Here is a 10,229-nt window from a genome sequence, read left to right on the forward strand (position 1 = left end):
CCTAAACTTGGCTCAGCAATCGCAAATAAACTCTCGAATTCACGAGTGTTACTTGTGATGCTGATAATCAGTTGACTATCAGTCTTACCTCACAAGCACCCACACGAATTGCTTGATTCAGTTGTTAAAGAGCGTTTCGATCAAGTCTTTCGTCTCAACCGAGGCCGCGCATTCTACAGCAGCCTTTCTTACTGTCAAGCTGTTTTTCGAAAATCTCTTTTCTACTCAACCGCTTGCGCCTCCGATCCGATCTCTCTTCTCGTCAGCGGGAGGCGCATTCTACAGCGCTCAATCACGCTGTCAACACCTCCTTTCCAACTTCATTCGCCAGTGGCGAACCTTGCGAAGCGGAACCTCCCAGCACCTTCGCCAGCCACTTAACTCATTGATTTACAAGGAGTTTTTCTTGGCAACTGCGCCGGAAGAGGTGCGCATTATAGGGATGCAGATTCTGCCGTCAATACTTAATTGAAACCTTTTTGTCATGCCGCCTGAATACCGGCAGCGCCGACTTCTTCCTATATATAGAAGCGCCGCCCAAAGGCGGCGCACAGGGGGTGTGGCATACAACGGTTTCAGCGCTGCAGCCAGGCTTCAGCTTCCGCCGCCTGCTGCGAACCGAAGGCCTTGATCGTCAACCCCGGAATCAGCGCCCCCTCGACCTCGCTCACCTTCCTCACCCATCCCTTGTCGGCCACTACCGCCATACGGTCGAACCGGCGAACGACCTTGAACAGCTGAGGAATGTGTGAGACTTCAACGGCCATGGCGCCCAGCGTCGGCATTTCGAACTTGCCTATCCGATAAAGCATTCGGCCATGGGCGATGCCTTCGGACTGCTGCGACAGCTGATCGATCGCTGTGCGCATGTCATCGCTATCGAGCTTTCCGGCAAAGTCGACGTCTACGCGATTCTCGCCATTTCGCATTACCTGGAACATAGCAACACCTCCATGCGGGAGTATGCCTTTCACAATACGCCGCCTGCTGGAAACGACAAGGCAATTGGAAGGGGCCGGACGCTGTCCAGCCCCTTCAGATAACAGCGGGTCAGGCGCCGTTCCGCCCCCTCGGCCACAGAACCGGAAACAACGGATGCTCCATAGGCGCACCGTCAGGTAACTGGTCGATCAACCCTGGAAACTCCGGCGACGTCTTCCAGGACCGAGAGGCATGGCGCATGTCTTCGCCGAGAAAACGCAAGGAGAATGCCCGCCGTCTTCGTTTTCCGCTTACTCCGCCGGAGCCATGCAGCGTCAGCATGTGGAAGAACACCGCATCCCCGGGTTCTAGCTCCCAGCCGAGGATATTCCAACGCGAGCGGTCCGCCTCGATGTCCGGCAGGTCAGCCAGGCTGCCCTCCGGGAACCAGCGGGCCTGGTTGTCCAGGAAGCTCCGCGGCATGAGCCAGGGCCCCAGATGGGAACCGGCCACGAACTCCAGCGTCGACTCCCGCGCCACGGGGTCCACCGGCATCCACATGCTGCAGTTCTGTTTTCCATCTACGTTGTAGTAGGGCTGGTCCTGATGCCACGGCGTGCGCTGGCGGGTATTCGGCTCCTTCACCAGCAAGTGGTCGTGGTACAGGCGAGCACTGCCTCCGCCCATCAGTTGCGCCGCTACCGAGCCCACCCGACTCTCGAAGATGAAGCGCCGGTACTCCTCTATATCTCGCCAGTTGCAGAAATCCTCGAAGAACCAGCCCGGATCATCCGGGCTACTGGCCACCTTGGCCCTGTTGCTGGGTGAGGCGAGGTTGATTTCGATACCCAGCTCCAGCAGCGCAACTTCATCGACCGTGAACAACTGGCGGATGCAAACCGCACCGTCACGCTGGAACGCCTCGATCGTCGACTGGGGGAGCTCGAACTCATAATTGTGCCGCGTCATGCAGGACTCCTTTTTCCCGAGGTAATGCGCATCGACAGAGCAATGGGCCGCCATTCCTGTCAGGACAACTCAAGCGCACGTGGTTCAACTTCCTTCGGCCGCACCCAACGCCAGTAAGCGAGCGAGAGCAGCACCAGCCAGACGGCGCCCACATAGAGCGCCACTCGCGTCTCGGGGAAAATGCCCAAAACGACGAAAATGAACACCATGAAGGCAATGGCGAAGTACTGCCCGTAAGGCCAGAACGGCACCCGGAAGTGAAGCTTCGCGACCTCCACATCACCAAGGCGCCGACGCATCGCCACCTGGGAGAGCAGGATCATCAGCCACACCCATACTCCTGCGAACGTCACCAGGGATGCGAATGTCAGGAACAACTCATCCGGCACCAGATAGTTGAGCAGTACACCCAGAAGCAGCGCGACGGCGATCACCACCACGGTCATCCAGGGCACGCCATGGCGCGACAATCGCCCGAACGCTGCCGGCGCATGGCCGGCCGCAGCCATGCCATAGAGCATCCGCCCCGTGCAGAAAATGTCGCTATTGATCGCGGATACCACTGCCGAGATCACCACCAGGTTGAGGATGCTGGCAGCCGAATCGATTCCAAGCCCACTGAATATCTGGACGAAGGGGCTGCCCTGGCTGCCGATCTTCGGCCAGGGATACAGCGCCATCAGCACCAACAGCGTGAGCACGTAGAACAGAAGGATGCGCAGCGGCACAGAGTTGATGGCCTTGGGAATCATCCGTTGCGGGTCCTTCGCCTCTCCTGCCGTGAGACCAATCACTTCGATACCGCTGAAGGCGAACATCACGATGGTGAAAGACGCCACCATGCCCTCGACACCATTGGGGAAGAATCCACCATGGGTCCAGAGGTTACTGAGCGCCGGCGCCCCGCCCGAGCCATCGCCCAGCCGAATACCCAGCAGCAGCACGCCCAAACCGGCCGTGATCATGGCGACGATGGCCAGCACCTTGATCAGCGACAGGCAGAACTCCAACTCGCCAAACACCCGCACGTTGCACAGGTTCAACGCTGCAATGAAGCAAACGATGCCCAATACCCAGATCCAGCGCGGCGTATCGGGAAACCACAGCCCCATATAAATGCCGAAGGCCGTTACGTCAGCCAGACACACCATCGCCACAGCGAAAGCGAAGGTCCAGCCGGTTAGGAACCCCGCGTAGCGGCCCAGATACCAGCTTGCGTACTGGCCAAAGGAGCCAGCCACCGGCGAGCGCACAGCCATTTCCCCCAAAGAGCGCATCACCAGGTAAACCACAAGGCCGCCAATCAGGTAGGCCAGCAACACCGAAGGCCCCGCCCACTGGATGGCCGCCGCCGAGCCGTAGAACAACCCCGTGCCGATGGCTGAGCCCAGGGCAATGAATCGGATATGCCGCGTATTCAAACCACGTCGCATTACAGCCCCGTCCATTGAGTCGCCTCCTTATTGTTGTTATCAACGAAGCCGTCGGAGCTGCCCGCACTCCCCCACCTCGAGTACCAGCCCAAGCGTTCTGCATTGTCGTGACAGATGATCTGCTTGCTCTCCAGATAGCTCTCCAGCCCCCAGGGTTCCCGGATGAAAGCCGGGTTCGAGCAATTGACCCAGACCACCCCGGCACGCAGGCCGTTGGCGATGCGGGTAGCACGCTCCAGGTCAACGGAGAACACCGCGGTCGCCAGGTCATGGCTGCCGTGGTTTATCAGAGCCAGAGCCTCCGCTTCGGTCTTGAAGCGCTTTACGCAGAACACCGGGCCAGAGATGCCCTCGCGCCAGATTTCATGCCTGATGTCGGGCTCATCGAAGATGGTCGGCTCAACGAAGTGGCCGACCGGCAAGTGAGCCGGGCGTCTTCCACCAATGAGCAACTTCGCAGCCCGTTGGCTGTGCTGGATCACCGTCATGAACTTCCGATGCTGCCTGGCACTGACGAGAGGCCCCATCTGAACCCCCGCCAGTATCCCTGGGCCCAGACGCATACCGCGCACTGACTCAACCAGCCGCTCCAGCAGGCGAGGCGCAATGCTCTCCTGAACCACCAGTCGCGCAATGGAACCAGCGGCCTGCCCCTGGTTGAGGAAGGCGCCGAGCACTATCCACTCCACCGCGGCGTCTACATCGACGTCATCGAACAGAATGCAGGCCGCCTTGCCGCTTGACCCCAAACCCAACCCCCTTCCCCCGGCCAGGGCGGTCGAGGGCGTCTGGACCCCGAGCGGCAAACGACCGAAGGACAGCCTGTCCACGCCCGGGTGCCGAACCAAGGCCCGGTCGGTCTGCCCCTCGAAACCCGACAGGATGTTGAGCACCCCGGGAGGGAGCCCGACGCGGCTCGCTGCCAGCCCCAACTCCAGGGCAGTCAGTGGCGTGAGCTCCGACGGCACGACCACGCATGTCGCCCCTGCCGCCAACACAGGTGCAATCGTCCGCGCCGCCATCAGCAACGGAAAACTCCAGTGGATGATCAGCCCCACCACTCCCGACGGCTCGTGGCGAATACGACAGCTGAAACGTGAGTCAATCAGGCGCAGCGGCTGGTCCTGACGCTCGTCCAGCTCCCGCGCCAGACCCGCGTAGCGGCGGAAACACTCGATGGCATCGGCCACATCTGCTACCGCCTCGCGCAAGGGCTTACCGTTGTCGCGAACCTCCAACTCCGCCAAGGTCTCCTGGCGCAGCTCCAGATTATCGGCCAGCGCATCCAGGTACCCTGCCCTCTCGCTGCCGGGCATCTGCGCCCAGCCACAATTGAAGGCCGTTCGGGCAGCTTGAACGGCCAGGTCAACATCCTCCGCGCCAGCCGCCCCCAATTCCATGATGCGTTTCTCCAGGGCCGGATCAACGCTGCAGAACCGCTGCCTGAGCCTCGGAGCCACCCAACGCCCGCCGATGTAGAGCGTTGGCTCGCTCATCGTGGTTTTCCCCGCGCGACTTGATTGATGGGCCGAGGCTATCAACGCCCTCGCGGAAGGCGCCTATGCCGACTGAGGTACGGGCCACCTCGCAGGGCTGTCAGATACTTCGTAGAGGCCAATAACGCGAGACAAACCCGCACCTCGAGACTCACGAAGCGCGCGATGGGGACGAAGCAGATTCGTAGAAGGGAATGAGTGAAACGATGACCTTGCAGCTCATTGCTGAAGCCGGGCGCTCAGGCAATCGGCGGACCGATGCAGCGATCGAAGATGAGGATTCAGCACGCTCAGGTCGCCGAAGTGCTCAGCATCGGCAGGCGTCGTGTCGAAGCCCTCCAAACGCAAGCTGGCCGCGTAATTGGATTAGCGCGCCTTGGCGTAATAGGCCCTCTTGACCTGTAGGGACGGGGTTGGCATCAGGGGCCTCTTTCGTTGCGTACCGCGTCATTATGGCGGAAGGCGCTTCCGGCGCTCCAACCAGCCTGCAAGCACAGCCCTTCTCCATCTGTGGGGGCGAATTCATTCGCAAAGGGCAACGCAGCCCCCCGCGAGTCCATCCCCTGCTGACGGACTTCGCCTCCCTCAGCCCCTCTTCAACTCCCGCACGAACAACGCCAACAACTCAGACTGACTGCCAATCTCCAGCTTCTCGTACAGATTCCGCCGGTGCACTTTTACTGTCCCCGGCGCGATCCGCAGCTGCTGCGAAGCCGAACGATTCGAGTGCCCCTCCAACAACAACCGCGCCACCTCGCACTCCCGCACCGTCAACACACCACGGCCGAACTGCTCAAATGCCTCATCCACCTTGTCGTCCACACCAGAGCGAGCCTGCGGGCGCGGCTGCCGATACACCTCCCAAGCCGCACGCACGACCTGTTCGACGACCGGTGCCGCACTGCGCAACAGCTGCATCTCCCCATCGCTGAAGGCCGCACCGCCCCGCAGCCGCATCAGCGATAACACCGCGCCGCCCTGCTCACCCAGACTGATGATGAAGCCGAGCTGCTCACTCAAACCCAGGTAGCGGTAGTAACTGCAGTAGTACGACGTGGTGTAGAAGCGCTCCGGCGCCAGCCGCCGCATGCTGTACAGCCCATCGACCTGGCCGAATACGCAGGCCAGGTAGAACGGGTCCAGCAGGTACGGGCCGGCCTGGTAGTCGCCAACGAACAGCTGACGCAGGTTCGGTGGAATGGTGTCGAACAGCGCCAGCGGCGGATGACGCCCTTCATGAATGAACAGTGCAATGTGATCAGCGAAGGCCAAGCGTTGTAGCCAGTCGGCCAGTGCTTGTAACTGAGCGCGGCCGGGAGGCCGTGCCAATACGCCGGCAATGTCTTGGGTCCATTCAACGAGCTGTCCGTGCATAGATCGAGGTCGCAAGAATCTGAAAGCCGCTACAGAAAGAGGAAGGCAAACTAAACTCTCTGAGTTTAGGAAAATAAACAGACCATGACAAGGAATCTAAACCATGCGGTGTTTAGCATCCTTAACCATGGACTTCCCCGACCGCATCAGATCGCGCATGCAGGCGCTGCACTTGAGTGCCGCCGAGTTGGCTCAACTCGTAGGCGTCTCCAAAGGTGCCGTCACCCACTGGACCACGGGCGCCAACAAGGTCAGCGGGAAGAACCTGATCGCACTCGCAAAAGCACTGGAGTGCGATGTCAGTTGGCTCGTAAATGACGAAGCACGCACAGTCACCATCGGCTCCTATGCACGAACAGCCCGCGCCAGCGAAGCGAGAGACGCAACCACCGCCCTGATCCTGGAAATGCTGAAAAAGCATGCCGGCAAAAGCCTCAACAATGCCGCCAAGCAACGCATCGCCCAGGCGCTAGCGGAAAGCCTCAAACCCAGCCCCCCGGCCATCGGTGAGTCCCCTCTAGCATCGCCTCGAAACGCCGCAGGTGAAGGCGAAATCTGCATTCCCCATCTCGATCTCCAGGCCCTAGCGCCCGATGGAAAGCTGCCCGCCGACTACAGCGAGGCCGTGCACAGCATCACCGTCAGCGAGACATTCCTGCGGGAACAAGGCGTCAACTACACCCGTGCTGCCAACTTGGCCGTCGTCACCCAGTGGGGACAAAGCATGGAGGGCACCCTCAGTGACCGCGACCCGGTCATTGTCGATTGCGGGGTGAACGAGTTCGTGGGGGATGGGGTTTACCTGATCACCTGGGCGGGGCATCTGTTCATCCGGCGCTTGCAGTTGGCCGGGAATGATCAGGTGGAGATGGTTGCGGATAATCCGGTGCACAAGGGCCGGGTTGCATCAATGGGTGACGTCGTAATTCATGCCAGCGCATTGCTGGCGTGGAGCGCACGTAAGCTGTGAACGCGCGTCTCAACAGAGCGCCATTGACCCTACGTTTGGACACTTTGCTGCCCGCAGGCAGCTGGAAGCGCTCCTGGAGCCGCGCCTCTGTCCAGCTACCCTTTTCGGGGAGATGTGCTTTGCCCTAGCTCACTCTTCTGCGAAATAGTCGCTGTCGAGTTGCTTCACCTCATACACCTGCTTGACGCTTACCCCCAGGTTGTTTTCCACCATCAGCCGGGCGAGCTCAACACCATCGATCAGCACCACTTTGATATCCAACCCCAGCGCCGCTTCACGGGCCCCCTGGGAGAACTCCGACGTGGTGATGAACACACCCTTCCGCGCCCGCTGACGGGTCAGCGCCCCGATGAACTTGTCGATCTCGGGACGATGCACCGTGTTGCTCCAGCGCTTGGCTTGCAGGTAGATCACGTCAAGGCCGAGCTTGTCCTCCTTGATAATGCCGTCGATGCCGTCGTCGTTCGTGGCCTGGGTCGCCTTGCCGGCTTCCTTGCGTGAGCCGCCGTAGCCCATGGCCAACATCAAATCGACCACCAGTTGCTCGAAGAAACTCGGCGTCGCCGCTCGGACCTGCGCCAACAGCTCATCGGCCAGCGACTGCAGCAACGCCTGATGGGCCTCGGCCAACTGTTCGTCCGGGGTCGTCTCAGCAGCATCGAGCTCCAGCACCGCAGGCGCATCCGCTGCCGCAGGCTTGGCGGTATGGAAGTCGGCGAACTCGGGGAACTGCTTCAGCCAGCTCACCGTGATGCGGTCGGGGCCGTTGGCCAGCACGTCGCGGCCACGCGCAGTGATCTGCACCATGCCCTTAGCCGGTATGGTCAGAAGGCCGGCCTTGTTCAGGTAGGTTCGAGCCCAGCCCACACGATTGTTGATCACCGTTTGCTGGCCCGACGGCAGACGCTCTTTACGCTCGTCCTCAGTCAGTTGGAACTGATCGGCAACGCGCTCGCGCAGTACGCTGAGTTGCAGTGGCGCACCGTCTTGCACCGTTGCCAGTACCGGGCGCATGACGCTTTGAAAATCCGGAATCGACATCTTCACTCCTTGTCCGTGGCATCCGTCCCGCCAGCAAGCCATCAGGTGCTGCGCAGTGCGTCCTCATCGAGGCTCGCTGCAGACTTCAACATCTTCAAGATCACCAGGGCAAAGGCCCGGCTCTTGGTCTCGTTATCCAGCACTTCAAGCGATAGCTTCTCGTGGTCGGTCATGGCGTCCAGCACGGTGTCCAGCACACGCTTGGGGAACAGGCCGTGCATCACCTGCTCGACCGAGTGGTTGTTGACCTGGGCCATCACATCCTCCTGGCGACTGATGCGATTGGCGATGCCGGTGAGGAACTGCAGTTGATCCTCATCACTCACCTCGGCGCCAAAGATATCGTTCAACGCCTCGATGATTTCCGACAGCCGCTTCTTCTCCGGGTCATGGGCCTTACCACTGCCGAGCGCGCTGGCGGGGTCAAGGCCGTAATCACCTTGCTCTTCACTCAAACGCAGCTGATGTTCGGCGCGCTTGCTCAGGCGGTAGTGGCTCAATTGCAGCTCGCCCAGGTCAACGTCGTCCTGATCCAGACGATCCACCCGCAGCAGCGGATGCAGGTGCTTGGCATACACGCACAGCTGCTCCAGCTCGCGATCCTCATAGGGGATGATCTGCGCGAGGAACTCGTACAGGCGCACAAAGCTCTGCAGGTTCTTCTTGAACAGGTCGAGCTGATCAACCTGCTCACCCGCTTCCTTGATTGCAGCCTCGGCCTTCTTCACACCAGCGCTGTCGCCGTTCTGTTCGGCGGTACGCTTGAAGTCCAGCGCCTGCTGGCGTGACTCCTGGGCCAGCTTGTAGCGCTTGGCAAAACGCTCCTTGGCCGGCGCGCAGTAGTAGCTGAGCTTGCTGGCGGCGGCCTTGGGGTCGAAGAAAGCGATGGCGAAGGCCGCCACCTCTTCCCAGTGGTAGATGCCCTCGGCATCCAGCTTCTTCTGCAGGTCATAGATGAGCTGCGGGTCGGTCACATCGGTCAGCTCGGCCTTGGTGTAGTACGGCAGGAACGCGTCGAGAATGTCCTGGGCGTCATTGAAGAAGTCGAGGATGAAGGTCGGCTTGCTATCGCCAAAGGTGCGGTTCAGGCGCGACAGGGTTTGCACGCAGTCCACGCCCTGCAGCTTCTTGTCCACGTACATGGCGCACAGCTTGGGCTGATCAAAACCGGTCTGGTACTTGTTGGCGGCGATCATCACGTTGAAGTCCTGGGTGTCGAAGGCTTCCGCCAGGTCACGCCCGTTCAGGCCGGGGTTGAGCAGGCTGCTGCTTTCCGTCACCTCTTCGGGGATCACCCCGTCCGGCATCACGCTGCCGGAGAAGGCCACCAGCGGATGCACGTCGCCGTAACCCATCTGCTTCACATAGGCCTGTACAGCTAACTGGTAGCGCACCGCCTCCTGCCGGCTGCTGGTGACCACCATCGCCTTGGCCTGGCCGCCCAGCAGGTGACGAATATTGGCGCGGAAGTGCTCGACGATCACCTCCACCTTCTGGCTGATGTTGTACGGATGCAGGCGTACCCAGCGCGCCAGCTTCATGCGCGCCTTCTTCGAGTCCACTTCCTCGTCGTCGCCGTCCGGGTGGGCGATCTTCCAGGCGGCGCTGTAGGTGGTGTAGTTCTGCAGCACATCGAGGATGAAACCTTCCTCGATGGCCTGGCGCATGGAGTACTGAATCGCCCCGGCTTTTGTAGAGGCCGTTTCGTTTAAGTCAGGCCGCCATGGCCTGACCTGCTTGTTGCTGGTAGAAGTTTGCCTCAGCCTCCGCGGGCGGGATATATCCGATTGAGCTCAGCAAGCGTTGGTGGTTGTACCAGTGCACCCATTTCAAAGTCGCCATCTCAACAGCTTCGCGGCTCTTCCATGATTGACGGTAAATCAGCTCGGCCTTGTACAGCCCGTTGATGGTTTCGGCCAAGGCGTTGTCGTAGCTATCGCCCTTGCTGCCAACTGAGGGCTCAATGCCGGCCTCTGCCAGCCGCTCGGTGTAGCGAATAGAGACGTACTGGCTGCCACGGTCGCT

The 10,229-nt window shown here is 60.6% G+C and carries 8 protein-coding genes and 2 pseudogenes; 1 reads left to right on the top strand and 9 read right to left on the bottom strand.

The window, feature by feature from the left end; translation table 11 throughout:
* Positions 1–575 precede the first annotated feature (575 nt).
* From G559_RS0123315 to G559_RS0123335, 6 genes and pseudogenes are all read right to left on the bottom strand, one after another.
* Positions 576–941, bottom strand: coding sequence for a SpoIIAA family protein (locus G559_RS0123315; RefSeq protein WP_028630547.1), 366 nt, complete (start codon positions 939–941; stop codon positions 576–578).
* A 109-nt stretch (positions 942–1,050) separates the two neighbouring features.
* Positions 1,051–1,890 (bottom strand): phytanoyl-CoA dioxygenase family protein, encoded by an 840-nt coding sequence (locus tag G559_RS0123320; protein WP_028630548.1) that lies wholly within the window; start codon positions 1,888–1,890, stop codon positions 1,051–1,053.
* A gap of 59 nt (positions 1,891–1,949) precedes the next feature.
* On the bottom strand, positions 1,950–3,338 hold the full coding sequence (locus tag G559_RS0123325; RefSeq protein WP_028630549.1) for an amino acid permease: 1,389 nt from the start codon (positions 3,336–3,338) through the stop codon (positions 1,950–1,952).
* Positions 3,323–4,819: an aldehyde dehydrogenase family protein gene (locus G559_RS29270; RefSeq protein ID WP_081668149.1), complete on the bottom strand. Its 1,497-nt coding sequence runs from the start codon at positions 4,817–4,819 to the stop codon at positions 3,323–3,325. The genes G559_RS0123325 and G559_RS29270 overlap by 16 nt, the downstream gene beginning before the upstream one ends.
* A 219-nt stretch (positions 4,820–5,038) precedes the next feature.
* Positions 5,039–5,239, bottom strand: a pseudogene (locus G559_RS31295) (YhfG family protein).
* Positions 5,240–5,404: 165 nt separating this feature from the next.
* A complete protein-coding gene (locus tag G559_RS0123335; RefSeq protein WP_081668150.1) occupies positions 5,405–6,193 on the bottom strand; it encodes a helix-turn-helix transcriptional regulator in 789 nt (262 codons plus the stop codon).
* Positions 6,194–6,320: 127 nt separating this feature from the next.
* On the opposite strand from G559_RS0123335, the gene G559_RS0123340 reads away from it, so the two are divergent.
* Positions 6,321–7,163: an XRE family transcriptional regulator gene (locus G559_RS0123340; protein WP_028630551.1), complete on the top strand. Its 843-nt coding sequence runs from the start codon at positions 6,321–6,323 to the stop codon at positions 7,161–7,163.
* A gap of 129 nt (positions 7,164–7,292) precedes the next feature.
* On the opposite strand, the gene G559_RS0123345 is transcribed toward G559_RS0123340, so the two are convergent.
* The 3 genes and pseudogenes from G559_RS0123345 to G559_RS0123355 form a co-directional block, all read right to left on the bottom strand.
* Positions 7,293–8,204 (bottom strand): restriction endonuclease, encoded by a 912-nt coding sequence (locus G559_RS0123345; RefSeq protein ID WP_028630552.1) that lies wholly within the window; start codon positions 8,202–8,204, stop codon positions 7,293–7,295.
* Between the two features lie 41 nt (positions 8,205–8,245).
* Positions 8,246–9,880, bottom strand: a pseudogene (locus G559_RS29275) (type I restriction enzyme subunit R domain-containing protein); the annotation flags it as partial.
* Between the two features lie 37 nt (positions 9,881–9,917).
* A partial coding sequence (locus G559_RS0123355; protein WP_028630553.1) for an integrase core domain-containing protein occupies positions 9,918–10,229 on the bottom strand: 312 nt, incomplete at its 5' end.

The organism is Metapseudomonas resinovorans DSM 21078 (assembly GCF_000423545.1).
Lineage (GTDB): Bacteria > Pseudomonadota > Gammaproteobacteria > Pseudomonadales > Pseudomonadaceae > Metapseudomonas > Metapseudomonas resinovorans.